This window comes from Allobosea sp. 05T438, from assembly GCF_056396025.1.
Window position 1 is genome coordinate 135,643 of record NZ_JBFTKQ010000001.1, and the last position, 26,778, is coordinate 162,420.

Sequence of the window (26,778 nt, forward strand, 5' to 3'; positions counted from 1 at the left end):
TTCGGCTTTAGATCGCGGCAACGACCTGCCTTGGATAACGAATGCTGCAACCGTTTGCCGCGAAGATGACGAATGCGGGGGCCTCCGCTCGTATGTTCGCGAGCACGGTGGTGACTCTCGGCTGCGCGTTCCTGCTCCTGATGGCAGCCGGCATCGGCGTCGTCATCGCGATCACCCGCGAGGCCAATCGCCTCGAAGTGCAACGCCAGGCGGAACGGATCGAGGCCGCCTTCAACGCCCAGATCAAGGCCAATGAACTGCGCCTGCAGGGCCTGACCGCGACCGGCGAGCTGCCGGATGCCTTGGAGGGGGAAGATCCCAAGCCCGCGCTTCAGGCGGCCTTCAAACGCCTGCGCGGTCAGTTCGCCGATTTCGACGGGGCCTATATCGCGTCCGCGCGCGGCATCGTGCTGGCCGGCATCGAGACGGACACGCAGTTGGGCCGGGCGGGTGCGGAAGGGCTGCGCCATCTCGAGATGTTGCTGCACGGTGCGAAGGAATCTCCGGTTTCCGCCGCCGTCGGCGAGGAGATCCTTCCACAGTTCGGAGCCACGCGTTCGACGATTGTCCGGGACGGGGACGAAACCCTGATGCTGACGGTCGTCGACCTTTCACGCGTCATGCCGTTCAACGCCGCGAGCACGCCGGAAGCGCTCTTCCTGCTTGCCTACCGGCACATATCGACAGGCCTGCTGGCTGAGCTGTCCAACCGCTATCGCATTGCCGACATCCGCCTGGTCGCCGCGCAGCCTAGCGACGCGCTTAACGGGTTGGCATTGCGGGCTCCCGACGGGGCGGTCTCCGGCTGGCTGAGCTGGACACCGGCTCGCCCCGGCGACGTCATGCTGCACCGGTTCCTCTGGGCCCTGATCGCAGTGGCATTGCTGTTTTCGGCGATCTTCATTTTCGTCGTTCAGCGCCTGCGCGCAGCCGCCGGGCAGATCGAACTGCGCGAGCGCCAGATCCAGCGTCTCGCCGGCCAGGACGAGCTCTCGCTCCTGCCGAACCGGCGCAGCTTCGACCTGACTCTCGACCAGACCCTCGCCGATATGCAGCAGGACGGCCAAAGCCTTGCGGTGATGCTGATCGACCTCGATCGCTTCAAGGCGGTCAACGACACCTATGGCCATACTGCGGGCGACGAGCTGATCCGGCAGGTCGCCACGCGGCTCGCAAGCGCCACGCCGGCCGAAGGCACGGTCGCGCGCATCGGGGGTGACGAGTTCGGCATCATTCAGACGCAGGCCACGCCCGCCCGCTGCACCGCGCTGGCGGAACGCATCCTTGCGCGCCTTACCGAGCCCTTCCTCGTCATGGGCATCGAGGTCACGATCGGCTGCTCGATCGGCATCGCGATGGGCCCGCGCGACGGCAAGGACCGCGAGATGCTGCTGAAACTGGCGGATACGGCGCTCTACCAGTCCAAGAACAACGGCCGGAATCGGTTTGCCTTCTTCGAGACGCAGATGAATCGGTCGCTGCAGCTCAAGCGGATGGTCGAGGATGATCTGCGCCGCGCCATCGAGAACGACGAGCTGACGCTGCACTACCAGCCGCAGGTCTCCGTCGACGGCTCCACCATCGTCGGCGTCGAGGCGCTGGTGCGCTGGCCGCACCCGGTGCATGGCATGATCCCGCCATCGGACTTCATCGCCATCGCCGAGGAACGTGGCCTGATCGTGCCGCTAAGCGAATGGGTGCTGCGGCGCGCCTGCACGGAAGCCAGGCGCTGGTCGGGCGTCCGGCTCGCCGTCAACGTCTCGCCGATCCAGTTCCGCCACAAGGACTTCGTCGCCAACGTCATCCGCATCATCGAGGAGACCGATTTCGATCCGGCACAGCTGGAGCTCGAGCTCACCGAAGGCGTGCTGATCGAGGATGCCGATGCGGCCGAGACCGCGATGATGGATATCCGCGCTCATGGCGTCGGACTGGCGCTCGACGATTTCGGCACCGGCTATTCGAGCTTGATCTATCTGCGGCGCTTTGCCTTCGACAAGATCAAGATCGACCGTTCGTTCCTCGAATACATGGAAGCAACCGGCGAATCCGCGATTCTGGTTCACTCCATGGCGCATCTCGGCCGCGCACTTGGCCTGCGCGTCTGCGCCGAAGGCGTCGAGACGGCCGAGCAGCATCGCTTCCTGCAGGCAATCGGCTGCCATGAGCTCCAGGGCTTCCTGTTCTCGAAGGCTGTGCCCGCCAATGAGATCGACCGGCTGCTGGATCTCAACAACCCTTTTGCTGAAGTCCTCGTTGCCGCCTGAAATCCGTCTTCAGAACAGCAGCTCGTGGATGCCGCTGAAGATCGCGTAGGCGAAACCGGCGCTGAGCAGCAGCCCCGCCGCACCGAAGACCGCCCCGATGATGATCAGCACCCCGTCGCGCTCGACGAGGCCGAGTCCAACCAGACAGACGGCGAGGCCGAGCGGTATCTGGCCGATGAACGGCGCTGCGACGATCAGACCCAGCGCCAGGACCAGTATCAGAAGTCCCAGTATCGGGACCGCGTAGGGGCTGCCCAGCATCGTCAGGCGCGGCTTGGAGAAGCGTTCGAGCCGGACCAGCGCTGGAAGCGCCCGCTGCACAGCGCGATTGAGCTCGGGCTTGCCGATGCTGCGGTTGAGCAGCGCCTGCGGAAGCCACGGCATCCGCCGGCCCATCAGCATCTGCAGGGCAATGAAGGCGAGGACCAGACCGCAGACCAACGGGATCGGCGGCGGCATCGGAAGGCAGTTCGGCAGGCCGAGCAGCACGACGAGCAGGGCGTAGGCCCGGTCCTGAAGTGCGGCGACGATCGTACCGACCGCAATCCGTTCCCCGGGCAGTCCGGCGAGAGCCGTGAGAAGTCCGGAGGTGCGCAGGGAAGATGACAAGGGAACAAAGGCCGTGCCGAAGCGGAAGCGCCCGCCTAGCATGGCCGACCGCCGCCCAACAAGCACGCCCCGCGCAGGCGTTCAATGTCCGGCGCTCAAGGCCACCCCAAGGGCGGCCTGCTCAGTGCAGCGTCAGCACGCCGTTCAGGTTGCGGATTTCGGCCGGCCGGATCAGGCGTGAATGCGCGACGGTGACCGAATGAAGCGGTCCATCGAGCTCGCGCCGCCAGAAGGCGAGAAATTCCTGAAGCACCGGAAAGCGAGGCGCCAGGTCGTATTGCTGCCAGATATAGGTCTGCAGGACGTGGAGGTGATCCGGCATACGATAGAGGATCGTCGCCGTTGTCAGCCCGTAGCCTTCCAGCTGCTTGATGAAGTCTGCCGAGACCATCGCCACCTCCTCTCCTGAAACGGAATGAAAGCTTTGCCGGATATGTCGAGGCTGCTCCCGGTTGGTTAACAAACCCTTGCAACTTTAATGCCAACCTGCTGCAATCTCAACCGGTACGTGGGTCGGCGCCCGCGACATCGCGTTATCGGGGGGTGTGCGTGGCGTATGGCTGGGGCAAGGCCAAGCGGGCCGGGCTGGTGCTTGTCGTGACAGCCGCTCCTGTCGATCTGCCTTGTGCGGAGGAGGCCTCGGACGAGCGTTCCCCCGTCTCGGTGGTGATATTCGGCTCGATGGAAGCGGGGCCGACAAAAACCTTCGCATCGGTCGGCACGAAACGGGCGCTCGGCGGCGGGCTTGCCGAAAGTGGCTTCAGGCTCTTCCTCAAAGCCGGGGGCTCGCAGGAACAGACGCGCCGCCAGCCACCGCATGGCACCACCTACAAAGCCGAGTCACAGGCGATGCTGGGCTATGAATGGCGCATTGGCGACAGCTTTTTCGCGCTTTATGCCGGCTCCGACGTCGAAAGCGAGCAGAGCGTCGAAACCTTCGGTCCATCGATGATCACGACGCGCTACGGCGCGCGGCTCCAGGCCGATCTCTGGGCAATGCCTGCCGATGGCATGATGCTGCAGGCCAATGCCTATGTTTCCTCGGTCAATCATCGGCTCTGGGGGCGGCTTGCACCCGGCTGGCAGATGCCGACCGGGTTCTATGTCGGCCCCGAAGTCGAGGCCTATCGCGAGCAAGACTATCGCAAGCTGCGGCTCGGGCTTCACCTCACGGGCCTGCGATTCCTCAATCTGGAATGGCGCCTGTCCGGCGGCTGGCAGAGAACAAGCGACCGGCCTTCGAACGCCTATGGCTCGCTGAGCCTGCACTGGCTCCTCTGACGCTCAGCCCTGCAGCGCCCGCAACGCCTCCGGCGTATCGACGTCGATCGCGATCGCCGGATCTTCGAAGGCGACCTCGACCACCCGCTCGCCGGCTTCGTCGAGCAGCCGCCGCGCCCCGCGATCGCCCGTGAGCAACGACACTGCCGGGAAAACCTCTCGCGCCAGCAGCACCGGGTTGCCCCGCTGCCCGAACAGCGTGGGCACGACGGCGAGCGCCTCCGGCCGCGCTCCATGCGCGTCGATCAGCCGCTCGATCACATTCGGGGTCACGTTCGGCATGTCGCCGAGCGAAACCACCGCGCCCCGCACCTCGCCGGGCAGGGCCGCGATCCCGGTTTTCAAGGAGCTCGCCAGGCCCGAGGCATAATCGGGGTTGTGCACGACCCGGACAGGCAGATCCGCAAGGGCAGCCGCGACGGCACCCTGCTCGTGACCGGTAATGACGAGGACCGGAGACAGGCCGGCTTCGAGCTGCGCCTCCACTGCGTGACGCAGGATCGGCTTGCCGCGCAGCGGCTGAAGCAGCTTGTTGCTTGCCCCCATGCGCGTCGACTGCCCGGCGGCGAGCACGATTCCGGCAATCGAGCCGGCTTCGCCATGCCCGGGCGCGCGCGGCTGCGGCCGCGAGACGATCTCCATCAGCAGCCCGCCGACGCCCATCCGCTGGACGTCCGACCGTCCGACCCGGATGCCGGCGAGGCTGCGCTGCAGCACCCAGTCGAAGCTGTTTTCCTTCGGCGAGCGAGCACAGCCGGGCGCCCCTATCACCGGCTTGCCTTCGAGCCTGCCGAGCATCAACAGATTGCCGGGGTCGACCGGCATGCCGAGATGTTCGACCTCGCCGCCGGCTTCCACCAGAGCCTGCGGAATGACGTCGCGCCGGTCGGTGATGGCCGAGGCGCCGAACACCACGATGATGTCGGCATTTCCCTTCGCCTGCTCGGCAATGGCCTCGGCGAGCGGCCGCGGCTGATGCGGCACGCGCTTGTCGGCCGCCAGAACGGCCTGTGCCGGCGCCAGACGCTCCTCCATGATCCGCAAGGTTTTGTCGACGACGCTCGGCTTGAGGCCCGGCAACAGGGTCGAGATCACCGCCACCCGCGATGGACGATAGGGTGCGACCGCGATGGCCGGCCCGGCCCCGAGCGCCGCCAGCGCCTGCTGCATCTGGGTCTCGGCAACCGCGTAGGGAATGATCTTGACCGTCGCAACGAGCTCGCCCGCCACCACTGCCTTGAGGGCCGGCAGTGTCGCGACCGTGATCGCCTCATCCACCGCGTTGAAGGCATCGATGGCGGCCACGTCGATCTTGAGAACGCCCGCCGCGGCGGCGAACATGTTGACCCGGCCGGTGAAGGGCAGCTCGGCGGTAATCGCCTCGCCGGTCATCTGTGCGGCCAGGCGCTCGGCAGCTGCGTTCTCGCCGATATCGCCAGGCTCCAGACGGACCGCGACGATCTCGCGGACACCGGCTTCCTGGAGCCGCGCCGCCATCTCCGCCTTGATCGTGGCGCCCTTCTTCACCGTCGCCCCGCCGGCGCGAATCGTATGCGCCGCAATGCAGCCGACAGCCTCGGCGATGGGGACGGGCCCGAACCTCATCTGCTGCGCCTTTCAGGCCGGCTTGCGGCGCGGGCCGCGCAAAGTCGAGACGATCTCCGCGAGGATCGCGAGCGCGATCTCCGCCGGCGAAACCGCCCCGATATCGAGCCCGATCGGCGCGCGGATGCGCTCGATCGCGGCAGTATCGAAGCCCGCCGCGGTCAGGCGCTCGACACGCTTGCCATGGGTCTTCCGGCTGCCGAGCGCGCCGACATAGAAGCAGTCCGAACGCAGCGCCGCTTCCAGGCCGGGATCGTCGATCTTCGGATCATGCGTCAGGGCGACGAAGGCAGTGTATCTGTCGAGGCCGATCCGGCCGATGGCCTCATCCGGCCATTCCGCCAGCAACTCGGTCTCCGGAAAACGCTCGGGCGTCGCGAAGGCGGTGCGGGGGTCGATGATGACGAGGTCGAGGTCGAGCGTCTTCGCCATCGGCGCCATCGCCTGCGAGATATGAACGGCGCCCGTCACCACGATCCGCGGATGCGGGGCCTGCACGGTGAGGAAGTACTGGACACCCTCGACCTCGACCATGCCGCTCTTGCCCATGCGCAGCTGCCGTTCCAGCGGCTCGGCCAGCGGATCGCCGGTAATCGCCGCCTGCCTGACGAGCCGCTGCGCACCGCTGGCGATATCGGTGACGAGCACGGTGGCGCGGCGTGCCTGGCGCTCGGCATTGAGCGCCGCGAGGAGTGAGAGATCCACGGGCTCAGCCCCTGTCCACCGCGAGTTTCAGCCCCAGCCCGATCATCAGCGAGCCGCCGATCCAGCGTCCGAAGGCGAACCCCGCCCTGGTCTTCTTCATCGCGCCGACGACGAAGGAGGCGCCGAAGACAGTGACGAGATCGGCCGAGGAGAAGGCAAAATTGACGATCGTGCCGAGGATCAGGAACTGCACCCAGACCGGCAGCGAGGCGGCGGGATCGACGAACTGCGGCAAGAGCGCGATGAAGAACAGCGCGACCTTCGGGTTCAGGATCTCGACGATGAAGGAATCGAGCAGGGCGCGCTTCACCGTCTTCGGAGGCGCGACAGGCTGATCGGGCGCGCCCATCCGCGAGCGGATCATGCCGATGCCGATCCAGACCAGATAGATCGCTCCGGCGATCTTCACCGCCATGTAGAGTTCCGGCACATGCTTGAACACGGCGGAGAGGCCGAAGGCGGCGGCAAAGACGTGGACATAGCAGCCGAGATGGATTCCGAGCATCGCCATCAGGCCAGCCTTGCGGCCATGGCTGATCGTCTGGGCAGCGGTGTAGAGCAGCGCCGGCCCCGGAAAATAGGCGACAAGGATCGTCACCGTCGCGAAGGCGATCAGCGTTTCCCAGGAGGCCATCTCAGTTCACCTTCTCGACATAGACCTTGATGCGGCCGCCGCAGGAGAGGCCGACCTTCCAGGCCGCCTCGTCGGCAACGCCGAATTCCAGCATGCGCGCCTTGCCGTCGGCAATCACCTCGGCGGCCTCGGCCACCACCGCGCCCTCGACACAGCCGCCGGAGACCGATCCGAGGAAATTGCCCTCGCCGTCGATGACGAGATGCGAGCCGACCGGGCGCGGCGCCGAGCCCCAGGTCTCGACCACCGTGGCGATCGCCACATGCCGGCCACCGCGGCTCCACTCCTCGGCAGCGCGCAGGATGTCGGTGTCGGTGCTGATCATCGCCGGGCCTTTCGCGGATGACGCGGAAACGAGATGCGATCTTATGCGCCAATGGCCGGTTCGCGTCGAGCGAACCCAGCACGGTCGTTATGCTCAGCCGATATATGTGCTAGCGCTCTGCCAAGTTCAAAGCCCTTCCCGCTCAGATCCGAGGAAATCCATGGCCGCGACCGGCCAAGACGGCGTCGTCCTGCTGCACGGCATACTGCGCCGCGCAACCTCCATGAAGCTGCTCGAACAGGCCCTCACGGCGGCGGGCTATCGCGTCCTCAATCTCGATTACCCCTCGCGCCGGCAGGATCTGTCCGAGATCGTGGAAGGGCTTCACGACCCGATCGCGACCTTCGAGGCCGCGCTGACCGGGCATCTCCACTTCGTCACCCATTCGATGGGCGGGCTCGTCGCCCGCGCCTACATCAACCGTTTCCCCCCGGAGCGGCTCGGCCGCGTGGTCATGCTCGCCCCGCCGAACGAGGGCAGCGAGATCGCCGACCTGCTGCAGCGGAACTGGCTGTATCAGAGCGCCTTTGGCCCGGCAGGCGGGCAGCTCGCGACGCAGCGCAGCGAGGAGTTGTGCCGCCTGCTCGGAGAGGTGGACTACCCGCTCGGCGTCATCGCCGGGGATCGCTCGCTCTATGTCTTCGCGTCGCTGGTGCTGCCCGGCCCCAATGACGGGCGCGTCTCGGTCGAGCGCACCCGCGTCGCCGGCATGAGCGACCACATCGTCCTGCCGACGAGCCATCCCCTGATCATGCGCGATCCGGAAGCCATGGCCCAGACCATCCACTTCCTGCAGCACGGCCGCTTCAGGCGCTGATCCTCGGTACCTGCGCCCGTTTCAACCACAGGCGCGGATCGTTCTCACGCCCCACCTCCCGCGAAAGCGCCGTGCAGAGATCCGCCATGGCAGCGAGATTGTGGATCGGCCGGAAGCTGTCGACATGCGGCAGCATCGCCCGGATGCCGCTCGCCCGCGCCGCGAAGGCGTCGTAACGCAGCAGCGGGTTGAGCCAGATCAGCTGCCGGCAGGAACGGTGCAGCCGGTCCATTTCGAAGGCGAGGCTGTCGTCGAGATGGCGCTCGAGCCCGTCCGTGAAGAGCAGCACCACCGCCCCGCCCGCCAGCACGCGCCGCGACCAGACGCGGTTGAACTCGTGCAGTGCCGCGGAGATGCGGGTGCCACCCTCCCAATCCGGCGCCGCCCTCCCGGCAAGCGCCAGCGCCTCGTCCGGATCGCGCGCCTTCAGCATCCGGGTGACGTTGGTCAGCCGGGTGCCGAAGACGAATGAATGCACGCGCCGGCGCTTCTCGGTCAGCGCATGCAGGAAATGCAGGAATATGCGCGAATACTCCGCCATCGAGCCGGAGATATCGACCAGCGCCACGATCGGCGGATGCATCTCGCGCCGCTCACGGAAGGCCAGGTCGATCGAGCCGCCGCCTCCCCTGAGCGATTGCCGGAGCGTACGGCGCAGATCGATCGTCCGTCCATGCGCCAGGGGCCTGAACCGCCGCGTCGGCACGCTGTCGTCCGGCAGCCTCAATTCGGCCATGAGCTGCTTGGCGCGGGCGATTTCCGCCGCGGTCATCTGCGCGAAGTCGCGCGATTTCAGCATCTCGCGATCCGAGACCGTCAGCCGCGCCGTAAGCTCAGTCAGCTCAACCGGCGGCTCATCCTCGCGGGCCGGCGGCGAGAAGGCCTCGGCCACGCGCAACGCCCCCGCCTCGGCCTTCTCCGGCTGGCGCTCGGCCCCGGGCGAAACCGGCGACATCTGCGCCATGATCTTCTCGATCAGGTTGCGGCGGCGCCAGAACAGCCGGAACGCCTGGTCGTAGATCGGGCTGTCCTCATGCTTCTTCACGAAGATCGCGTGGAGGGCCCAGTAGACGTCGTCTCGGTCGCCCAATGCACCATCGCCCAAGGCCTCGACCGCCTCGACCACCGCCCCGGACCCGACCGGCAGCCCGGCCGCGCGCAAGGCTCGCGCAAAATAGGCAACGTTCTCGGAGAGCTTTCCGGTCATGGGGGACAGCACATAGCTCAACCCTCCTCCTGAGGAGCGGGCACCGCCCGCGTCTGGAAGGATGTTCCAGTTCGCTCTGAAGCATCCTTCGAGACGCCGCTGCGCGGCTCCTCAGGATGATGGCCGAGGTTGATCATACCGGCTTCGTCTCCGTCATGAACACCTTCTGGACAACCTGCCAGCGGCTCTCGATCTTCAGCAGCGAGAGCAGATCGGTGAAGTAGCGCGGCGGCATCTGGCATTTGACCTTGACCAGCGCCAGCGTCGGCCCGACGAGATCGATGGTCAGGATATGGTCGTCGCGCTGCAGCCCCGCCGCGTGGGGCGAAGGCCGGTTCCGAACGAGATCGAGCCATTGATCGCGCGGGACGATGTGGAGCGTGCCGTCCTCGCGGGCGGTGGTGAGCGCGCTTGTCGGATGAAAGACATGCGCGAGCTTTTCCGCATCCCCCTCATAGAGCCCATCGAGATAAGTCCGCACCGTCGCTTCAACGGCCTTGATGTCTGCGTTCACGACACCCCTCCTCACGCTGCTCCGCCGATGTCGCTTGTTGTCGCGAGTTGAAGACTAGCGACCCACCTCGGCCTTGGCCTGATCCAGCAACTCCTTCACCTTGGAGCTCTGCATCGCCTGGATATCGTCCTGGTACTTCAGCAGCGCGCCCAGCGTGTCGGAGACGATGGCCGGATCGAGCGCAACGGCGTCGAGCTCGACCAGCGCCGTCGCCCAGTCCAGCGTCTCGGCCACACCCGGCGCCTTGAACAGCTCCTCCTTGCGGATCGCCTGCACGAAGCCGACGACCTGCTTCGAGAGCTTGGCAGGCGCGTCCGGCACCTTTGCCTTGAGGATGGCGAGTTCGCGCGCCGCGTCGGGATAGCCGACCCAGTGATAGAGGCAGCGCCGCTTCAGCGCGTCATGGATCTCGCGCGTGCGGTTCGAGGTCAGGATCACGATCGGCGGTTCGGCAGCCTTCACCGTGCCGAACTCCGGGATCGTCACCTGCGCATCGGCCAGCACTTCGAGCAGGAAAGCCTCGAAGGCCTCGTCGGTGCGGTCGAGCTCGTCGATCAGCAGGATCGGCGCACCGCCGTCCTGCGGTTCGAGCGCCTGCAGCAGCGGCCGCTTCACCAGATATTTCTCGGAGAAGATATCGCCTTCCAGCCGTTCGCGATCCTCGGCAACGCCGCCGGCCTCGGCGAGGCGGATCGCCATCATCTGCCCGGAATAGTTCCACTCGTAGACGGCGGAGGCAAGGTCGAGCCCCTCATAGCATTGCAGCCGGATGAGCCGCCGGCCCAGGCCCGCGGCGAGCACCTTCGCGATCTCGGTCTTGCCGGTGCCGGCCTCCCCTTCGAGCAGCAGCGGGCGCTTCATCCGGAGCGCCAGAAACAGCACTGTCGCCAGCGCGCGGTCGGCGACATAGCCCTGCGACTGCAGCAGGGCGAGCGTGGCGTCGATGGAGGCGGGAATGCGGGAAGCGTTCAGCATGACCGATTTTCTATCGCGGCGGGCAGGATGAAGGAAGGCGCGGCGCGCACGGCCATGCTGCTGACATGGCAGGGCGGTAGGAAACTCCAGGCTCGCTATGCCTGAACGACGGAGCGCAGATCATGACCACCGATCAGATCGCCAAGGACTTCGTTGCCCTGCTCAAGGAGGGCAAGCACCACGAGGCCGCCAACCGCTTCAACGCCGACGACATCGTCAGCTACGAGAACATGTCCGGCCCGATKGCCGTCTGCCGCGGCAAGGAAGCCGTCAGGCAGAAGGGCGAGTGGTGGGTCGCGAACCACGAGATGCACGAGTTCAGCAGCGAAGGCCCCTATCTCAACGGCGACCAGTTCGCCGTCCGCTTCCATGTCGACGTCACCGTCAAGGAGACCGGCGAACGCCGAGTGATGGACGAGGTCGGTCTCTACACCGTCGCGAACGGCCGGATCGCCGAGGAACGTTTCTTCTACTGAAGCATCTCCGTAGATCGTCATTCTGGGGGCAGCGCGAAGCGCTGACCCGAGAATCTCCTGCCGGAAGAAGCACGCCTCGCCTTCACGAGATGCTCGGGTCGAGCCCGGGCATCACGGAGCATGTGCCGCCACGCCTCGGACAAACCCTCGGCCGTCAGCCCGCCTTCGCCGTCGCCTGCGCCACGGCTTGCTTGGCCATGGAGCCGATCAGGTGGGCGCGGTACTCGGGGTCGGCGTGAATGTCGCCGTTGATGCCGTCAGCCGTGTGCTTGAGCCCGTCGAGCGACTTCGGCGCAAAGCGCGTCTTGAGCGCCGCTTCCGCTTCCGGCCAGCGGAAGACGCCGCCCTCGCCCGCCCCCGTCACCGCGACGCGGATCTCGCTGCCGCGCTTGGCGACGAAGACGCCGACCATGGCATAGCGGGAGGCCGGATTGCGGAACTTGGCGTAGCCCGCCTTCGATGCCAGCGGGAACGAGACCTTCGTGATGATCTCGCCCTCTTCCAACGCCGTCTCGTAGAGCCCGGTGAAGAACTCGTCGGCGGTCAGCTTGCGCTTGTTGGTGACGACTGTGGCGCCGAGCGCCAGCAGCGCCGCAGGATAGTCCGCCGCCGGGTCGTTGTTGGCGACCGAGCCGCCGATCGTGCCGCGGTGGCGCACATGCGGGTCGCCGATATGGTCGGCGAGGAAGGCGAGCGCCGGAATGGCTTCCTGCACCTCAGCCGAGGCAGCGACCTCGGCATGGGTCGTCATCGCGCCGATGACGAGGTTGCGGCCCTTGCGGGCGATGCCCTTGAGATCGGCGCAGCCACCGAGATCGACGAGCGCGGTCGGCGAGGCCAGCCGCTGCTTCATCGTCGGCAGCAAGGTATGGCCGCCGGCCAGCAGCTTGGCGTCCTCCTTCTTGGCAAGCAGCGTCGCCGCCTGCCGGGCGCTTGTGGGCTTGTGATAGGTGAAAGCGTACATTTGCTCTTCCTTTCAGCTCACTCGGCCGCCATGCGGCTGATCGACTTCTGCGCCGCGCGCCACACCGCCTGGGGTGTGGCCGGCATCGCGATGTCCTCATGGCCGAGCGCGTCGGTGATGGCGTTGATGACGGCGGGGGGCGATGCGATGGCTCCGGCCTCGCCGCAGCCCTTGATGCCGAGCGGGTTCGACGGGCATGGCGTCACCGTCATGCCCACATCGAAGGACGGCAGGTCGTCCGCGCGCGGCATGCAGTAGTCCATGAAGCTCGCGGTCACGAGCTGGCCGTCGTCATTGTAGCGCGCGCCTTCCAGCAGCGCCTGGCCGACGCCCTGAGCGATGCCGCCATGGACCTGCCCCTCGACGATCATCGGGTTGATGATGTTGCCGAAATCGTCGACCGCCGCCCAGCGATCGATCCGGGTCACACCCGTGTCCGGATCGATCTCGACCTCGCAGATATGGACGCCGGCCGGGAAGGTGAAGTTGGTCGGGTCGTAGAACGCCCCCTCCTTCAGCCCCGGCTCCAGCTCCTGCCCGTTGAACTTGTGGGCGATATAGGCCTGCAGCGCGCAGGAGCCGAAATCGAGCTTCCGGTCGGTGCCCTTCACCGCGAAATGCCCGTCGGCGAAGTCGATATCGGCCTCATCCGCCTCCAGCACATGGGCGGCGACCTTCTTGCCCTTGGCGATGACCTTGTCGAGCGCCTTGAAGATCGCCGACATGCCGACCGCGCCCGAGCGCGAGCCATAGGTGCCCATGCCCATCTGCACCTTGTCGGTGTCGCCGTGGATAATCGAGACATTGTCGATCGGAATGCCGAGCCGGTCCGAGACGAGCTGGGCGAAGGTCGTCTCATGGCCCTGGCCATGGCTGTGCGAACCGGTCAGCACCTCGACGGTCCCAACCGGATTGACCCTGACCTCCGCCGATTCCCACAGGCCCACGCCCGCTCCAAGCGAGCCCACCGCCGCCGAAGGCGCGATGCCGCAGGCCTCGATGTAGGAGGAGAAGCCGATGCCGCGCAGCTTGCCGTTGCGGGCGGAGTCGCGCTTGCGCTTGCCCAGCCCCTTGTAGTCGATCATCTCCAGCGCCTTCTTCAGCGAGGCGCTGTAGTTGCCGGTGTCGTACATCATGATGACCGGCGTCTGATGCGGGAACTTCTTGATGTAGTTCTGCAGCCGGAACTTGGCCGGATCCTTGCCGAGCTGGCGCGCCGTGACCTCGACCAGCCGCTCGACCACGAAGGTCGCCTCCGGTCGCCCGGCGCCGCGATAGGCATCGACCGGGGCGGTGTTGGTGTAGACCGCGTCGACCTCGCAATAGATCGCCGGGATGTCGTACTGGCCCGAGAGCAGCGGGGCGTAGAGATAGGTCGGCACCGAGGAGGAGAAGGTCGAAAGATAGGCGCCGAGATTGGCCGTGGTGTGCACCCTCATGCCGAGGATCTTGCCCTCCGCGTCGGTCGCGAGTTCCGCGTGGGTGACGTGGTCTCGGCCATGTGCGTCGGAAAGGAAGGCCTCCGTCCGGTCCGCCGTCCACTTCACCGGCCGCCCGACCTTCTTCGCCGCCCAGACGCAGACCGTCTCCTCGGCATAGATGAAGATCTTCGAGCCGAAGCCGCCGCCGACATCCGGCGCGATCACGCGCAACTTGTTCTCCGGCGCGATGCCGATAAAGGCAGAGAGCACGAGCCGCGCCACATGCGGGTTCTGGCTGGTCGTATAGAGTGTGAAGATGCCGTCTCCGGCATCGTAATCGCCGACGGCAGCGCGCGGCTCCATCGCGTTCGGCACCAGCCGATTGTTGACGAGGTCAAGCTTCGTGACGTGCTTGGCCGCCTTGAACGCCTTCTCGGTCGCGTCCTTGTCGCCGAGATGCCAGTTGAACACGCTGTTGTCGGGCGCCTCGTCATGGACAACGGTCTTGGCGCCGATGGCCGTGGCGGTGTCGACCACCGCCGGCAGCTCCTGGTAATCGACCACGATCGCCTCTGCCGCGTCGCGCGCCTGCGCCAGGGTCTCGGCAACCACCACGGCGACATGGTCGCCGACATAGCGCACCTTGCCCTGCGCCAGCGCCGGGTGCGGACCGGCACGCATCGGCGAGCCGTCCTTGTTGTGGATCATCCAGCCGCAGATCAACCCGCCGATCTTGTCGGCGGCGAGATCGGCACCGGTGAAGATGCCAAGCACGCCCGGCATCGCCGCGGCGGCCTTGGTGTCGATCGACCCGATCTTGGCATGGGCATGGGGCGAGCGCAGGAAGTAGGCATGAGCCTGCCCCGGACGGTTGACGTCGTCGGTATAGCGGCCCTGGCCGGTGATGAAGCGGTGATCTTCCTTGCGGCGGACTGCGGCGCCGATTCCGGTAACGGACATGGTGTTCCCTCCTCGCACAGCGCCTCTTTCGGACGCCTCACTGCTGGAACGCATGAAGGATGAAAACCCGCGCCACGGGGCGCAGGCGGGTGCCTCACTCGGCAGCCTGGCGCACCGGCGCCGCGCTCTTGCCCATCGCCTCCGCACCGGCGGCGATCGCCTTGACGATGTTATGGTAGCCCGTGCAGCGGCAGATGTTGCCTTCGAGATCCTCGCGGATCGTCTTCTCGTCGAGCTCGTGGCCGCGTCGGTTCACCATGTCGACGGCGGCCATGATCATGCCGGGCGTGCAGAAGCCGCATTGCAGGCCGTGATGCTCGCGGAACGCCTCCTGCATCGGGTGCAGGGTGGCGCCATCGGCCAGCCCCTCGATGGTGGTCACGTTCGCACCGTCGACCGAGACGGCCAGCGTGGTGCAGGATTTGACGGCCTTGCCGTCGAGATGCACGACGCAGGCGCCGCACTGGCTGGTGTCGCAACCGACATGGGTGCCGGTCAGTCTCAGATCTTCGCGAAGAAGCTGCACCAACAGCGTGCGCGGGTCGACATTGGCGGTGACGGCTTTGCCGTTCACCGTCAGCGAAACAGTGGTCATGAGCACATCTCCTGTGACCCGTCTCTGATGCCCGCCCACCCCCTCCCTGGGTCTGGGTCAGGCTGAGCGCTTCCGGCAGCTTCGCCCCATCGGGCAGCTTTTCCTTGGAACAGCTCAAAAACGAATGTGGACCCACGATTTTGCCGGGTCAAGCGGCAGGTACTTTCAGTGTGCTATGCATTTTGCGCCGAATTAGGACGGTTTTCGTCTTGCTCGGACACTGACCGGAAATCGTGAGCCAGCTTGCAGCGTTGGTGCTTTTTTAAGGGTATTGCCACAACATCGGCGCTCGTGGCCGCCATCCCGGCCGCGAACGAGGGTCGCCGCGTGCCCGTGTTGATGGAACAGATTCAACGCCGGCTGCTGGCGATCGGCTACGGCGAGAAGCAGCGCACACGTCTGCGCCTCTACCGCCCTTTGGTCGACGACGTGATCGACCAGTTGGTTGCAGCCGATTTCGAGCGCGCCTTTTCCATCCACAGCGAGCTTCGCAACAGCGTCGCCCCCGTATCGGAGACGCTCTACCCAGCCTCCGCCGCGCATTTCCGCCTGTTGTTCGAAGGCGATTACGACGAGAACTACGTCACTTCGGCCGAGCGGCTCTGTCTGCTCGAGAGGGAGGCCCGCGTTCGCGCCAGGGCTCGCTCCTCGATCGCTTTCTCGCTGTTCCGCGAGCTCTGCCTCGAGAGCCGCCGCCGCTCGCTGTTCACACCGCGGCAATTCGCCGAGGATCTTTTCGTGATCGAACGAGTGCTGACCTACGACGTCAACACCGCGATGACGATGAACCGCGAGTACGAGGAAGCCGATGCACGGCGGCGGGCCTCCGCCATCGATCAGACCGCCGCGACCCTGCGATTCCGGATCGGCAACCTGGACAACACCATCAGCGAAGCGGTCGAGCAGTTCGTCTCCACGGCCACCGAAACCGGCCGCGCCACCGCCTTCATCAAGGATACGGTCGGCAAGGTCGCGAGCGCATCGGTGGTCGTCCGGGAAAAGTCGATCCAGACCGCCGCCGCCACGGAGGAGATGTCGGCCAACATCGCCGATATCGGCCAGCGCGCCCGGCAGAGCCTGTCGATCACGCAACAGGCCGTGCTCGATGCCGGGCAGATGAACGAGGCGATCGCCCGCTTGCGCGAAGTGACGGGCAATATCGGCAAGGTCGTCGGCATGATCGCCGACATCGCGGCGCAGACCAATCTGCTCGCCCTCAACGCCACGATCGAGGCGGCGCGCGCCGGGGAGTCCGGACGCGGCTTCTCCGTGGTCGCTTCCGAAGTGAAGTCACTGGCGACGCAGACCGCGAACGCCACGCAGGACATTGCCGGCCAGATCGCCGAGCTGACCGCCAGCGCCCAATCCTGCAGCGCCCATGCCGCAGCCATCGCCGCCACGGTTGACGCGATCAGGCAGGATTCCGAGGCGATTTCGGAAGCCGTCTCCCAGCAGAGCCGGGTGACGGCGATGATCGCTCACGATGCCTCGCTGGTCGCCGGCAGTTCGGATGTCGCGATCGAGAGCGCCAACGCCGTCAATGACAGCCTCGACATGACGCAGGGCGCCCTGGAACGGGCAAACGCGGCCGCGGCGGACGTCGCCCTTCAGGTCGGCGCGGCCGAGACGGCGGTCTCCCAGGCGCTGGACGCTCTGCGCAAGGCCTCCTGAGGTCCGAGATACATCGCCACTTCGCGTCCGAAAGGACGCGCGGCGATCTAGCCTTCGCTGACCGCCTTGGCGAAATTGGCGAAGAACTCGTCGGCGAGCTTCTTCGAGACCGAATCGATCAGCCGCGAGCCCAGCTGCATCAGCTTGCCGCCGACCTGGGCCTCGACCTCGTAGCGCAGCAGCGTCTGACCGCCTCCGGCATCGCTCAGATTGACCCGGGCCCCGCCCTTGGCGAAGCCGGCGATGCCGCCCTCGCCCTCGCCTGCGATGCGATAACCGTTCGGCGGGTCGAGGTCGTTGAGCTCGACCTTGCCCTTGAAGTTGGCCTTCACCGGCCCGAGCTTGACCTTCACCACGGCGGAGAAATGCGTTTCATCGTCCTTGTTGAGCTGCTCGCAGCCTGGAATGCAGGCCTTCAGCACGTCAGCATCGTTCAGCTTGGCCCAAACCACTTCCTTTGCGGCGGGCAGAGTCACCTCGCCGTTCATCGTCATCGCCATGGCGCATCTCCCGAGCTGTAGGCCGCGGCTCGGACGACTGCGGCCGGCGCGGTTCGAAGGCTGTCCAGTTCCTATCCATGGTCGCAAAGCGCTCGTCTGCACAAGGGGCGAGGCGGACAGGTGCTTGATGGAAAGTCAGACGGAACCGAACAGCCGCTGACGATAGATCAGGCTCGCACCCTGCCCCGCCCCGCCGAGTCCTGCGACCTCGCCGATCAGGATGCGATGGCTGGCAATATCGTGCGCAGCGACCAGCCGGCAGTCGAAGGCGGAAATCGCGTCGAGCAGGACCGGCGCGCCGGTCGCAAGCGTGCCCCAGCGCGCCGTCATGAAGCGCGCATCGCCATCGATGCCGCGCCGGCTCGCGAAAATCTCCGCCAGCTCGGCGAGATGGGCCGGCAAGGTGTTGATGCAGAAGGCGCCGCTTGCCTCGATCGCCGCCAGCGTGCGGCTCGCCCTTGCGAGGCAGGCCAGCACCGTCGGCGGCGAATCGGAAACAGAGGCGACCGCAGTCGCCGTCAGCCCCACGCGACCGCCAGGCCCCTCCGTCGTCACGACATGCACCGCACTGACGACCTGCGCCATGGCATCGCGGAACGCGGCAGCATCCGGGCGCTCCAGGGCGGGCGGCAGCGGGTGAACGGTTTTCGTCATGGACTAGGGCGCCGGCTCACTGTTCCGGATCAGAGGATACCTGACCATGTAGAGGTTTGGAGCCGCCAGTACCAGTCGCCGCCGGGCACGCGCCGACCCGGGTCGCATCATCAGATATATCAGATGGGAACCGCGGTCATCTCAGCTGTCCAGCGTCGCCAGCAACCCTTTGCGAAGATGCGACATCAGCGCATCGCTCGCCGCCGTGGCGGCAAGCGAATCAGCGCCGGCGATGGCTTGGGCAAGGCTGCCATGGTGCAGGGCCGCGGGCACGAGGTCGTCCTGCCGCTCGAAATGATACCAGGCGCGCCGGATCAGCGCCTGCAGAGGCTCGACCGCGCGGGTCGCATAGGGGCTGCGCGCCGCCTGGGCCACCAGCCCGTCCAGTTCCTTGTCGAGCCTCATATAGCCCGCAACATCGCCAGCCTCGGCGGTCCGGCGCATTGCCTTCGCGGCTTCGACAATCGCGATCCGCTCGACAGGCCCCGCCCGCTTCGCCGCCTCGCCGACCACGAGGCGTTCCAGCACCTCGCGCGCATCGAGAGCCGCAATGATATCGATCGCGCTGATGTCGGCGACAAGAATGCCCTTGCGTGACAGGATCTGGACAAGCCCGTGTTGCGCCAGCCGGATCAAGGCCTCGCGAACCGGCGTCCGCCCGAGCCCGACGAGGTCGATCAGCTGCGCTTCCGTCAGCACCGCGCCGGGGCGCAGGGACAGCGTGACGATTGCCTCTTCCAGGCGCCGGTAGGCGACCTCGGCCAGGCTTTCGCCAGCTCCGGCGACGTCCGCGCCGTCACGGCTCGGATCGATGGTCTCCTTTTGCTTCATAGCTTCCCCGAGCGATGCCGCGGCACCTTGATCTCGCCTGCCAGCTTGATATATCAATCCAGATATATCAAGCTCGCCAGCGATCGCCGCGATTGGTTGGCAACAGCCCGACAACCGGTCCGATGGATCGGAGCGCTGCACCGACCAATGATGCGGCGGGCCGAGAAGGAGTTAGAGGATGGCCTTCGCCTGTTCGATTCCCGCCGTGCCGACCGTCCAGCAGGATGACGAGACGATCCGGATCACGCGCTGGGATTTCGAACCGGGCGCCGTGACGGGCTGGCATCAGCATGGCTGGCCCTATTTCGTGGTGATGCTCATCGCCGGCACGCTGCGTATCCATAATGGCAACGATGTCATCGATACGCCGCTGGATCAGGGGCAGGCCTATATGCGCGCGGCCGGCATCCGCCATGACGTGATGAACGGGTCCGACCACCCGATCGCATTCATCGAGATCGAGGTGAAGCAGCCTTCGGCTCTCCAGGAGCTCGCCCTGTCATGAAGGTCGCGGTTGTCGGCGCAGGGATCGTCGGCGTCGCGATCGCCCATGCGCTTCTCGATGAGGGGGATGAGGTCCTGATCGTCGAACGCCAGGAGCCGGCCTTCGGCCCCTCGCGCGGCAATGCCGGCTGGATCGCCCATACCGATATCCTGCCGATCGCCAGCCCCAAGATCCTGCGGCAGGTGCCGAAGTTCCTGGCCGATCCGCTCGGCCCGCTCAGCATCCGTCCGGCCTATTTGCCGAAGCTCCTGCCCTGGTTGCTGCGTTTCGCACTCGCCTCGCGCCCGCAAGCCTATGAGCGCTCCATCGTCGGAATCGCCGCCCTGCAGAAGCGCGCCCTGCCGGCCTGGCTCGCGCGCGCCGAGCGCACGAACCTGACGCGCCATATCCATCAGAAGGGCGGACTTTACGTTTTTGACGATGCCGGGGCGCTGGCCGCGGCGCACAAGGTCGCGGAGCGCCAGGCAGCCTTCGGCATCAAGGTCGAGATGATCGGGGCCGCCGAACTGCGTCAGCTCGAGCCCGCGCTAAAGCCCGCTTTCGTCGGCGCGGCCTTCCACCCCGACGCCGCCCATATCAGCGACCCTCACCAGCTGACGCTCGCCTTGTTCGAGGCCGCGCTGGAACGCGGCGCCGTCTTCGAAAAGGCCGACGTCAGCAATATCTCCCTCGGCGATCGCCCCGCCCTGATCGGCCCCGATGGCTGGCAACGCGTGGTAGACCGCGCGGTCGTCGCAGCCGGCGCCTGGGCCAGACCGCTGGCGGCAGCGTTGGGCGATGCCGTGCCGCTCGACACCGAACGCGGCTACAATGTCAGCTTTCCCGATGTCTCCGGGATCTTGTCGCGCCCGGTCGGTTTCGAGGGCCACGGCTTCGTCACGACACCGCTCGACTCAGGCCTGCGGATCGGCGGCGCGGTCGAGTTTGGCGGTCTCGATGCTCCGCCGAATCATGCCCGCACCCGCCGCCTCTACGACAAGGCCAACCGCCTGATCGACGGTCTGCCTGGATTCGACAGCGGCAAGCTCTGGATGGGCTTCCGCCCTTCCCTGCCCGATTCGCTGCCGGTGATCGGCACGGCGCACCGCAATCCGCACGTGATCTATGCCTTCGGCCACGGCCATTACGGCATGACGCAATCCCACGCGACGGCCGATCTCGTTGCCGCACTCGTCGCCGGGCGCCAGCCGCCGATCGATCTTTCCCCCTTCAGCCCCGCGCGGTTCTGACATGGCGAACCCAGGAGCAATCATCCCCTTCGATGACTGCCCTGGAGCGGAAAAACCGCTGACCGCCCGTCAACCGCTATCCCGGGCGCACCTCCCTGAAGAGTTCCTGTTTCGAACCGCCGTTGTCGTTCGGAGCCGCTCGCCGAAGCCGTACGGCACAGATGGCGCGCGCGCATGGCGCAATCATCATGCGCCGAAAGCGCGCTGCGGCGCAGAGTATTCTGCACAATTTCGAGGCGTTTCGTTCGTAATTGCTTTTGACAGAAATTTGACGCGGAGCGATTGTCGGTGGCGCAAGCCATTGGTAGCTCTGCATGGAAATCGCATCCCGCATGCGTCAGCGTCATGCTGATGACGAGAACGGGAGCTGGTTCGAGGGGTCGGCGTCGTCAATGGAAGTCTTTCTGCAGCAGCTCATCAACGGGCTGACACTGGGATCGATCTACGGTCTCATCGCCATCGGATACACGATGGTGTTCGGCATCATCGGCATGGTGAACTTCGCCCACGGCGATATCTTCATGCTCTCCGCCTTCATCGCCCTGATCTTCTTCATGCTGGTCACGGCGGTCCTCGGCACGAGCGCCGGCATGATCCTGCTGGCGCTCGTCATCGTCCTGGCGCTGGCGATGTTCTTCACCTCTCTCTGGAACTGGACGATCGAACGGGTCGCCTACCGGCCCTTGCGCGGCTCCTTCCGCCTCGCGCCGCTGATCTCCGCGATCGGCATGTCGATCTTCCTGGTGAACTTCGTGCAGGTCGTGCAGGGCCCGCGCAACAAGTCGATCCCGCCGATCCTGAACAAGTCGATCACGCTGATCGACAGCGCGGTCTACACGGTGCAGATCTCCTACAAGCAGATCGTCATCATCCTGACGACGGCGGCGCTGCTCGCGGCCTTCTGGTACATCGTCCAGAAGACGCCGCTCGGCCGCGCCCAGCGCGCCTGCGAGCAGGACCGCAAGATGGCCGCCCTCCTCGGCATCGACGTCGACCGCACCATCTCGATCACCTTCGTGATGGGTGCAGCCCTCGCCGCGGTGGCCGGCGTGATGTACCTTGTGCTCTACGGCGTGGTGAACTTCGCCGACGGCTTTACGCCGGGCGTCAAGGCCTTCACCGCGGCGGTGCTCGGCGGCATCGGCTCACTGCCCGGCGCGGTGATCGGCGGCCTGCTGATCGGCCTGATCGAGGTGATGTGGTCCGCCTACTTCACCATCGACTACAAGGACGTCGCCGCCTTCTGCATCCTTGCCCTCGTGCTGGTCTTCATGCCCTCGGGCATCCTCGGTCGCCCCGAAGTCGAGAAGGTCTGACGTCATGGCGAGCAAACCGACCACACCCACGGCCGCTCCCGGCCGCGACTTCAAGGCGGCCTTCAAGGAGGCCGGCTTCGCAGCCCTGGTCACGCTCGGCCTGTGCATTCCGGTCGTGGCCTGGGGCACGCGCCAGAACATGGACAACGTGCTGGTGCTCGATCCGCGCTGGGACGCCGTCGCCTGGGCCATCGGCATCGTCTTCGTCGGGCGCTTCCTGATCGCGCTGCGCCAGCAGGGGCGCGGCAACGAGAAGGCGCGAGTGCGCCTGCTGCCGCACGGCACCATCGCCTTCTTCCAGCGCCATTCGCGGCTCTTTTCGCTCTTCGGCCTCGGCTTCCTCGTCAGCTTCCCCGCGATCGCGATCGGCCTCGCCGGCTGGGGCGGCGCGCTGAAGTGGATCGACAATTTCGGCGTCCAGATCCTGATCTACGTCATGCTCGGCTGGGGGCTGAACATCGTCGTCGGCCTCGCCGGCCTGCTCGATCTCGGCTACGTCGCCTTCTACGCGGTCGGCGCCTATTCCTATGCGCTGCTCGCCAAGAACTTCGGCCTCTCCTTCTGGATCCTGCTGCCGCTCGCCGGCATCCTCGCCGCCTTCTGGGGCATGCTGCTCGGATTCCCCGTATTGCGCCTGCGCGGCGACTACCTCGCCATCGTGACGCTGGCCTTCGGCGAGATCATTCGCCTGGTGCTGGTCAACTGGACGGAGTTCTCCAACGGCTATGCCGGCATCTCCGGCATTCCGCGCCCAACCTTCTTCGGCATTCCCTTCACCGCGGCCGATAATGGCTTCGCAGCGACGTTCGGGCTCGAATTCTCGCCGCTGTACCGAACGATCTTCCTCTACTACCTCATCCTTTGCCTGGCCTTGCTGACGGCCTTCGTCACGCTGCGCCTGCGCCGGCTGCCGGTCGGCCGCGCCTGGGAGGCGCTGCGCGAGGACGAGATCGCCTGCCGCTCGCTCGGCATCAACACCACCAACACCAAGCTCACGGCCTTCTCGATGGGCGCGATGTTCGGCGGTTTCGCCGGGGCGTTCTTCTCCGCCCGCCAAGGCTTCATCAGTCCCGAATCCTTCGTCTTCATGGAATCGGCGGTCATCCTGGCCATCGTCGTCCTCGGCGGCATGGGCTCGCTCTGGGGCTGCGCCATCGCGGCGATCGCCATGATCGGCGGCACCGAATTGCTGCGCGAACTCGATTTCCTGAAGCAGATCTTCGGGCAGGATTTCGACCCGACGAAGTACCGCATGCTGATTTTCGGCTTCGCCATGGTTGTGATCATGATCTGGAAGCCGCGCGGCCTGATCTCGGTACGCGAGCCGACCGCCTTCCTGAAGGAAAAGAAGACGATCTCGGCCGATCTCGTTCAGGAGGGGCATGGCTGATGGCCTCGACCACCTCCTCCGGCCGTTCCCTGCTCGAAGTCGAGCAGCTCACCATGCGCTTCGGCGGCCTGACCGCCGTCAACGCCCTCTCCTTCGAGGCTCGCAAGGGCGAGATCACCGCGCTGATCGGCCCCAACGGCGCCGGCAAGACCACGGTGTTCAACTGCATCACCGGCTTCTACAAGCCGACGCAGGGCCTGATTGCGCTGAACCATGACGACGGTTCCAGCTTCCTGCTGGAGCGCATGCCGGACTTCCGCATCTCCTGGAAGGCCAAGGTCGCCCGCACCTTCCAGAACATCCGCCTCTTCGGCGGCATGACGGTGCTGGAGAACCTGCTCATCGCCCAGCACAACCCGCTGATGATCGCCTCTGGCTTCACCTTCCTCGGCCTGCTCGGGATCGGCGGCTACAAGGCCAGCGAGCGGGCGGCGATCGAGAAGGCCAAGTTCTGGCTCGACAAGATCAACCTCACCCATCGCGCCGACGATCCGGCCGCCGACCTGCCCTATGGCGATCAGCGCCGGCTCGAAATCGCGCGCGCCATGTGCACCGACCCGGTCCTGCTCTGCCTCGACGAGCCGGCTGCCGGCCTCAACCCGCGCGAAAGCCTCGACCTCAACGCCCTGCTGCTCTCGATCCGCAAGGATCTCGGCACGGCCCTGCTGCTGATCGAGCACGACATGTCGGTCGTCATGGAAATCTCGGACCATGTCGTGGTCCTCGACTACGGCACCAAGATCGCAGACGGCACGCCGGCCGAAGTGCAGGCCGACCCGAAGGTCATCGCCGCCTATCTCGGCGTCGACGACGAAGAGGTCGAAGTGGTGGAAGCGGAGGTCGGCATCTCGTGACTGTGGCCCAGCCTCTCCTCGCCGTCCGCGGCGTCAAGACCTACTACGGCAAGATCATCGCACTGAAGGGCGTCGACATCGACGTCAATGCCGGCGAGATCGTCACCATGATCGGCGCCAACGGCGCCGGCAAATCCACCCTGATGATGACGATCTTCGGCAGCCCGCAGGCGCGCGAAGGCTCGGTCACCTATGAGGGCCGGGACATCACCCGGATGCCGAGCCACCAGATCGCCCGTCTGGGCATAGCGCAGTCCCCCGAAGGACGACGCATCTTCCCGCGCATGACGGTGTTCGAAAACCTGCAGATGGGCGCCGCCGTCCGCAATTTCGAGCATTTCGACGAGGACCTCGAGAAGATCTGCGTGCTCTTCCCGCGCATCAAGGAGCGTCTGCAGCAGCGCGGCGGCACGCTCTCGGGCGGTGAACAGCAGATGGTCGCTATCGCCCGCGCACTGATGGCCCGGCCGAAGCTGCTGCTGCTCGACGAGCCCTCGCTCGGCCTCGCCCCCCTGATCGTGAAGCAGATCTTCGAGGCCATCCGCGAGCTCAACAGAACGCAGGGCCTCACCGTCTTCCTGGTCGAGCAGAATGCCTTCCACGCGCTGAAGCTCGCCCATCGCGGCTACGTCATGGTCAACGGCGTCATCACGATGAGCGGCTCCGGCAAGGAACTGCTCGCCAATCCGCAGGTGCGCGCCGCTTATCTCGAAGGCGGCCGCCACTGATGCCTGGCGGCCGGGCTTGCCCCTGCCGCTGCAACTTTTTGATGAGAGACGGCTGCGCGCCCGCCATGCCATCGCTGTGGCGACGCTGGCCGCTTCCACCCTCGCATGAAGCCGGGAGCACGAGATGCAGGGCATCATCTACGAAGAACCGACGGTCTGGCTCTTCCTGCTGGTCACCGTGATCATGGGTGGCTGGCTCGCCTGGATGTCCGGCCGCGCCATCGCCCTGACCTGGCGGCCGAACTGGCAGCTCGTCGTCTACATGCTGATCCTCGGCCTGTTCGTGCGCTTTATTCATTTCGCACTGTTCCAGGCCACGCTGCTGACGCTGCACTACTACATCGTCGACTGTGTCGTGCTGCTCGCCTTCGGCTTCGCCGGCTGGCGCTACAACCGCGCCAAGCAGATGACGCGGCAATATCACTGGCTCTTCGAGCGCGCCGGCCCCTTCGGCTGGAGGCCGCGCCCCGGGGTCCCGATCAGGCCTGAATTGCTCTGAAGAGCTCGCGAGCTTGGTGCGTGACAGACCACCGAAAAAGCGCAAGACTGCTGCTTAGGGTGACGAAAACGCACCGAGACGGGTGGACCGTCCAACCCGTTGTCAATCATAGAGGGGAGTTGCATCACATGAAGAAACTGCTGTTGGGCGGCATTGCACTCGGGGCGGTCCTCGCCATGTCCGGCGTGGCCAATGCGCAGATCAAGCTCGGCGTCGGCGGCCCGATCACCGGCCCGAACGCTGCGTTTGGCGCGCAGCTCAAGAACGGCGCCGAGCAGGCGGTCGAGGACATCAACGCCGCCGGCGGCGTCCTCGGCCAGAAGATCACCATCTCGGTCGGCGACGACGTCTCCGATCCGAAGCAGGGCGTCTCGGTTGCCAACAAGTTCGTCGGCGACGGCGTGAAATGGGTTCTCGGCCACTTCAACTCCGGCGTCACCATGCCGGCCTCGGAAGTCTATGCCGAGAACGGCATCCTGATGATCTCGCCTTCGGCCACCAACCCGAAGATCACCGAGCGCGGCCTGTGGAACACCTTCCGCACCTGCGGCCGTGACGATCAGCAGGGCAGCGTCGCCGCCGCCTATCTGCTGAAGAACTTCAAGGACAAGAAGATCGCCGTCGTCCACGACAAGACGACCTATGGCCAGGGCCTCGCCGACGAGACCAAGAAGGGCCTCAACGCCGGCGGCGTGAAGGAAGTGCTCTACGAAGGCGTCAACGCCGGCGAGAAGGACTTCTCTGCGCTCGTCTCGAAGATCAAGGCGGCCGGTGCCGACTACCTCTACTGGGGTGGCCTGCACACCGAAGGCGGCCTGATCGTGCGTCAGATGCGCGACCAGGGCCTGAAGACCGTGCTTGTCTCGGGTGACGGCATCACCACCGACGAGTTCGCCACGATCGGCGGCCCCGGCGTCGAAGGCACCCTGATGACCTTCCCGCCGGACCCGCAGAAGCGCCCGGAGGCTGCTGCCGTCGTCCAGAAGTTCGCGGCCAAGAACTTCAAGCCGGAAGCCTACACGCTCTACAGCTACGCTGCCGTCCAGATCATGGCGGAAGGCGCCAAGCGCGCGAACTCGACCGATCCGAAGAAGATCGCCGACGTGCTGCATGGCGGCCAGCCGGTCAAGACCGTGATCGGCGACATCGGCTTCGACAAGAAGGGCGACATCACCCGTCCGGACTACACCGTCTACACCTGGAAGAAGGGTGCCGACGGCAAGATCACCTATATCGAGAACTGATC

General features: G+C 65.9%; 28 protein-coding genes. 13 read left to right on the plus strand and 15 right to left on the minus strand.

Going from position 1 to position 26,778, the window contains the following annotated elements:
- The first annotated feature begins 41 nt into the window (after positions 1–41).
- A complete protein-coding gene (locus AC1DIN_RS00665; protein WP_476808317.1) occupies positions 42–2,267 on the plus strand; it encodes a putative bifunctional diguanylate cyclase/phosphodiesterase in 2,226 nt (741 codons plus the stop codon).
- A gap of 9 nt (positions 2,268–2,276) precedes the next feature.
- On the opposite strand, the gene AC1DIN_RS00670 is transcribed toward AC1DIN_RS00665, so the two are convergent.
- Together AC1DIN_RS00670 and AC1DIN_RS00675 are read right to left on the minus strand one after the other, a co-directional pair.
- Positions 2,277–2,876, minus strand: a complete 600-nt coding sequence (locus tag AC1DIN_RS00670) for an exopolysaccharide biosynthesis protein (RefSeq protein WP_476808708.1) — start codon at positions 2,874–2,876, stop codon at positions 2,277–2,279.
- 121 nt (positions 2,877–2,997) lie between these two features.
- A complete protein-coding gene (locus tag AC1DIN_RS00675; protein WP_441471677.1) occupies positions 2,998–3,267 on the minus strand; it encodes an usg protein in 270 nt (89 codons plus the stop codon).
- Between the two features lie 158 nt (positions 3,268–3,425).
- Here AC1DIN_RS00675 and bcsS point away from each other — a divergent pair, with 158 nt between their 5' ends.
- Positions 3,426–4,157: a cellulose biosynthesis protein BcsS gene (bcsS, locus tag AC1DIN_RS00680; protein ID WP_476808318.1), complete on the plus strand. Its 732-nt coding sequence runs from the start codon at positions 3,426–3,428 to the stop codon at positions 4,155–4,157.
- A 3-nt stretch (positions 4,158–4,160) separates the two neighbouring features.
- Here bcsS and AC1DIN_RS00685 read toward each other — a convergent pair whose 3' ends face one another.
- From AC1DIN_RS00685 to AC1DIN_RS00700, 4 genes are read right to left on the minus strand one after another with little or no spacing between them, the layout of a single operon-like run.
- Entirely contained in the window at positions 4,161–5,762 is a 1,602-nt protein-coding gene (locus AC1DIN_RS00685) for an NTP transferase domain-containing protein (RefSeq protein ID WP_476808319.1), read from the minus strand.
- A 12-nt stretch (positions 5,763–5,774) separates the two neighbouring features.
- A complete protein-coding gene (locus AC1DIN_RS00690) occupies positions 5,775–6,467 on the minus strand; it encodes an XdhC family protein (protein WP_476808320.1) in 693 nt (230 codons plus the stop codon).
- A 4-nt stretch (positions 6,468–6,471) separates the two neighbouring features.
- The gene (locus AC1DIN_RS00695; RefSeq protein WP_476808321.1) at positions 6,472–7,101 is read right to left on the minus strand and encodes a LysE family translocator; all 630 of its coding nucleotides are present in this window, start codon (positions 7,099–7,101) and stop codon (positions 6,472–6,474) included.
- A 1-nt stretch (position 7,102) separates the two neighbouring features.
- The gene (locus tag AC1DIN_RS00700) at positions 7,103–7,426 is read right to left on the minus strand and encodes an XdhC family protein (RefSeq protein ID WP_476808322.1); all 324 of its coding nucleotides are present in this window, start codon (positions 7,424–7,426) and stop codon (positions 7,103–7,105) included.
- A gap of 160 nt (positions 7,427–7,586) precedes the next feature.
- On the opposite strand from AC1DIN_RS00700, the gene AC1DIN_RS00705 reads away from it, so the two are divergent.
- Complete coding sequence (locus tag AC1DIN_RS00705) at positions 7,587–8,243, plus strand: alpha/beta fold hydrolase (RefSeq protein ID WP_476808323.1); 657 nt, start codon at positions 7,587–7,589, stop codon at positions 8,241–8,243.
- Here AC1DIN_RS00705 and AC1DIN_RS00710 read toward each other — a convergent pair.
- The 3 genes from AC1DIN_RS00710 to AC1DIN_RS00720 all read right to left on the minus strand — a co-directional run bounded on the left by AC1DIN_RS00710 (position 8,233) and on the right by AC1DIN_RS00720 (position 10,939).
- The gene (locus AC1DIN_RS00710; protein WP_476808709.1) at positions 8,233–9,450 is read right to left on the minus strand and encodes a vWA domain-containing protein; all 1,218 of its coding nucleotides are present in this window, start codon (positions 9,448–9,450) and stop codon (positions 8,233–8,235) included. The genes AC1DIN_RS00705 and AC1DIN_RS00710 overlap by 11 nt on opposite strands.
- A gap of 133 nt (positions 9,451–9,583) precedes the next feature.
- Positions 9,584–9,964 carry a nuclear transport factor 2 family protein gene (locus AC1DIN_RS00715; RefSeq protein ID WP_476808324.1) on the minus strand — a complete coding sequence of 127 codons (381 nt, stop codon included), beginning with the start codon at positions 9,962–9,964 and terminating at the stop codon, positions 9,584–9,586.
- A gap of 54 nt (positions 9,965–10,018) precedes the next feature.
- Positions 10,019–10,939, minus strand: a complete 921-nt coding sequence (locus tag AC1DIN_RS00720; RefSeq protein WP_441471669.1) for an AAA family ATPase — start codon at positions 10,937–10,939, stop codon at positions 10,019–10,021.
- Positions 10,940–11,061: 122 nt separating this feature from the next.
- Here AC1DIN_RS00720 and AC1DIN_RS00725 point away from each other — a divergent pair, with 122 nt between their 5' ends.
- A complete protein-coding gene (locus tag AC1DIN_RS00725; protein WP_476808325.1) occupies positions 11,062–11,415 on the plus strand; it encodes a SnoaL-like domain-containing protein in 354 nt (117 codons plus the stop codon).
- 154 nt (positions 11,416–11,569) lie between these two features.
- Here AC1DIN_RS00725 and AC1DIN_RS00730 read toward each other — a convergent pair whose 3' ends face one another.
- The 3 genes from AC1DIN_RS00730 to AC1DIN_RS00740 all read right to left on the minus strand — a co-directional run bounded on the left by AC1DIN_RS00730 (position 11,570) and on the right by AC1DIN_RS00740 (position 15,355).
- Positions 11,570–12,379, minus strand: a complete 810-nt coding sequence (locus tag AC1DIN_RS00730; protein WP_441471667.1) for an FAD binding domain-containing protein — start codon at positions 12,377–12,379, stop codon at positions 11,570–11,572.
- Between the two features lie 17 nt (positions 12,380–12,396).
- Positions 12,397–14,760: a xanthine dehydrogenase family protein molybdopterin-binding subunit gene (locus AC1DIN_RS00735; protein ID WP_476808326.1), complete on the minus strand. Its 2,364-nt coding sequence runs from the start codon at positions 14,758–14,760 to the stop codon at positions 12,397–12,399.
- 94 nt (positions 14,761–14,854) lie between these two features.
- Positions 14,855–15,355 carry a (2Fe-2S)-binding protein gene (locus AC1DIN_RS00740; RefSeq protein WP_441471665.1) on the minus strand — a complete coding sequence of 167 codons (501 nt, stop codon included), beginning with the start codon at positions 15,353–15,355 and terminating at the stop codon, positions 14,855–14,857.
- A 339-nt stretch (positions 15,356–15,694) separates the two neighbouring features.
- Between AC1DIN_RS00740 and AC1DIN_RS00745 the strand changes: the two genes are divergently transcribed.
- A complete protein-coding gene (locus AC1DIN_RS00745) occupies positions 15,695–17,026 on the plus strand; it encodes a methyl-accepting chemotaxis protein (protein WP_476808327.1) in 1,332 nt (443 codons plus the stop codon).
- A gap of 47 nt (positions 17,027–17,073) precedes the next feature.
- Here AC1DIN_RS00745 and AC1DIN_RS00750 read toward each other — a convergent pair whose 3' ends face one another.
- The 3 genes from AC1DIN_RS00750 to AC1DIN_RS00760 all read right to left on the minus strand — a co-directional run bounded on the left by AC1DIN_RS00750 (position 17,074) and on the right by AC1DIN_RS00760 (position 19,011).
- Positions 17,074–17,526, minus strand: coding sequence for a CoxG family protein (locus tag AC1DIN_RS00750; RefSeq protein WP_476808328.1), 453 nt, complete (start codon positions 17,524–17,526; stop codon positions 17,074–17,076).
- 135 nt (positions 17,527–17,661) lie between these two features.
- Positions 17,662–18,180 (minus strand): flavin reductase family protein, encoded by a 519-nt coding sequence (locus AC1DIN_RS00755; RefSeq protein ID WP_476808329.1) that lies wholly within the window; start codon positions 18,178–18,180, stop codon positions 17,662–17,664.
- 141 nt (positions 18,181–18,321) lie between these two features.
- On the minus strand, positions 18,322–19,011 hold the full coding sequence (locus AC1DIN_RS00760) for a GntR family transcriptional regulator (RefSeq protein WP_476808330.1): 690 nt from the start codon (positions 19,009–19,011) through the stop codon (positions 18,322–18,324).
- Between the two features lie 178 nt (positions 19,012–19,189).
- Between AC1DIN_RS00760 and AC1DIN_RS00765 the strand changes: the two genes are divergently transcribed.
- The 8 genes from AC1DIN_RS00765 to AC1DIN_RS00800 all read left to right on the plus strand — a co-directional run bounded on the left by AC1DIN_RS00765 (position 19,190) and on the right by AC1DIN_RS00800 (position 26,776).
- Entirely contained in the window at positions 19,190–19,516 is a 327-nt protein-coding gene (locus AC1DIN_RS00765; RefSeq protein ID WP_441471660.1) for a cupin domain-containing protein, read from the plus strand.
- Complete coding sequence (locus AC1DIN_RS00770; RefSeq protein ID WP_476808331.1) at positions 19,513–20,745, plus strand: NAD(P)/FAD-dependent oxidoreductase; 1,233 nt, start codon at positions 19,513–19,515, stop codon at positions 20,743–20,745. Before AC1DIN_RS00765 ends, AC1DIN_RS00770 begins: the two co-directional genes overlap by 4 nt.
- Before the next feature lie 392 nt (positions 20,746–21,137).
- Positions 21,138–22,061: a branched-chain amino acid ABC transporter permease gene (locus tag AC1DIN_RS00775; protein WP_441471658.1), complete on the plus strand. Its 924-nt coding sequence runs from the start codon at positions 21,138–21,140 to the stop codon at positions 22,059–22,061.
- A 4-nt stretch (positions 22,062–22,065) separates the two neighbouring features.
- A complete protein-coding gene (livM, locus tag AC1DIN_RS00780) occupies positions 22,066–23,451 on the plus strand; it encodes a high-affinity branched-chain amino acid ABC transporter permease LivM (protein ID WP_476808332.1) in 1,386 nt (461 codons plus the stop codon).
- Positions 23,451–24,305: an ABC transporter ATP-binding protein gene (locus AC1DIN_RS00785; RefSeq protein WP_476808333.1), complete on the plus strand. Its 855-nt coding sequence runs from the start codon at positions 23,451–23,453 to the stop codon at positions 24,303–24,305. Before livM ends, AC1DIN_RS00785 begins: the two co-directional genes overlap by 1 nt.
- Complete coding sequence (locus tag AC1DIN_RS00790) at positions 24,302–25,033, plus strand: ABC transporter ATP-binding protein (protein WP_476808334.1); 732 nt, start codon at positions 24,302–24,304, stop codon at positions 25,031–25,033. Before AC1DIN_RS00785 ends, AC1DIN_RS00790 begins: the two co-directional genes overlap by 4 nt.
- Before the next feature lie 124 nt (positions 25,034–25,157).
- Positions 25,158–25,532, plus strand: a complete 375-nt coding sequence (locus AC1DIN_RS00795; RefSeq protein WP_441471654.1) for a DUF6867 family protein — start codon at positions 25,158–25,160, stop codon at positions 25,530–25,532.
- A 128-nt stretch (positions 25,533–25,660) separates the two neighbouring features.
- On the plus strand, positions 25,661–26,776 hold the full coding sequence (locus AC1DIN_RS00800) for a branched-chain amino acid ABC transporter substrate-binding protein (protein ID WP_441471653.1): 1,116 nt from the start codon (positions 25,661–25,663) through the stop codon (positions 26,774–26,776).
- Positions 26,777–26,778 lie beyond the last annotated feature (2 nt).

Coding starts and splice junctions, on each gene's coding strand:
- AC1DIN_RS00665 (WP_476808317.1), top strand. CDS start 42: ATGCTGCAACCGTTTGCCGCGAAGATGACGAATGCGGGGGCCTCCGCT.
- AC1DIN_RS00675 (WP_441471677.1), bottom strand. CDS start 3,267: ATGGTCTCGGCAGACTTCATCAAGCAGCTGGAAGGCTACGGGCTGACA.
- AC1DIN_RS00685 (WP_476808319.1), bottom strand. CDS start 5,762: ATGAGGTTCGGGCCCGTCCCCATCGCCGAGGCTGTCGGCTGCATTGCG.
- AC1DIN_RS00695 (WP_476808321.1), bottom strand. CDS start 7,101: ATGGCCTCCTGGGAAACGCTGATCGCCTTCGCGACGGTGACGATCCTT.
- AC1DIN_RS00700 (WP_476808322.1), bottom strand. CDS start 7,426: ATGATCAGCACCGACACCGACATCCTGCGCGCTGCCGAGGAGTGGAGC.
- AC1DIN_RS00705 (WP_476808323.1), top strand. CDS start 7,587: ATGGCCGCGACCGGCCAAGACGGCGTCGTCCTGCTGCACGGCATACTG.
- AC1DIN_RS00710 (WP_476808709.1), bottom strand. CDS start 9,450: ATGACCGGAAAGCTCTCCGAGAACGTTGCCTATTTTGCGCGAGCCTTG.
- AC1DIN_RS00720 (WP_441471669.1), bottom strand. CDS start 10,939: ATGCTGAACGCTTCCCGCATTCCCGCCTCCATCGACGCCACGCTCGCC.
- AC1DIN_RS00730 (WP_441471667.1), bottom strand. CDS start 12,379: ATGTACGCTTTCACCTATCACAAGCCCACAAGCGCCCGGCAGGCGGCG.
- AC1DIN_RS00735 (WP_476808326.1), bottom strand. CDS start 14,760: ATGTCCGTTACCGGAATCGGCGCCGCAGTCCGCCGCAAGGAAGATCAC.
- AC1DIN_RS00740 (WP_441471665.1), bottom strand. CDS start 15,355: ATGACCACTGTTTCGCTGACGGTGAACGGCAAAGCCGTCACCGCCAAT.
- AC1DIN_RS00745 (WP_476808327.1), top strand. CDS start 15,695: ATGGAACAGATTCAACGCCGGCTGCTGGCGATCGGCTACGGCGAGAAG.
- AC1DIN_RS00750 (WP_476808328.1), bottom strand. CDS start 17,526: ATGGCGATGACGATGAACGGCGAGGTGACTCTGCCCGCCGCAAAGGAA.
- AC1DIN_RS00755 (WP_476808329.1), bottom strand. CDS start 18,180: ATGACGAAAACCGTTCACCCGCTGCCGCCCGCCCTGGAGCGCCCGGAT.
- AC1DIN_RS00760 (WP_476808330.1), bottom strand. CDS start 19,011: ATGAAGCAAAAGGAGACCATCGATCCGAGCCGTGACGGCGCGGACGTC.
- AC1DIN_RS00765 (WP_441471660.1), top strand. CDS start 19,190: ATGGCCTTCGCCTGTTCGATTCCCGCCGTGCCGACCGTCCAGCAGGAT.
- AC1DIN_RS00770 (WP_476808331.1), top strand. CDS start 19,513: ATGAAGGTCGCGGTTGTCGGCGCAGGGATCGTCGGCGTCGCGATCGCC.
- AC1DIN_RS00775 (WP_441471658.1), top strand. CDS start 21,138: ATGGAAGTCTTTCTGCAGCAGCTCATCAACGGGCTGACACTGGGATCG.
- livM (WP_476808332.1), top strand. CDS start 22,066: ATGGCGAGCAAACCGACCACACCCACGGCCGCTCCCGGCCGCGACTTC.
- AC1DIN_RS00785 (WP_476808333.1), top strand. CDS start 23,451: ATGGCCTCGACCACCTCCTCCGGCCGTTCCCTGCTCGAAGTCGAGCAG.
- AC1DIN_RS00795 (WP_441471654.1), top strand. CDS start 25,158: ATGCAGGGCATCATCTACGAAGAACCGACGGTCTGGCTCTTCCTGCTG.
- AC1DIN_RS00800 (WP_441471653.1), top strand. CDS start 25,661: ATGAAGAAACTGCTGTTGGGCGGCATTGCACTCGGGGCGGTCCTCGCC.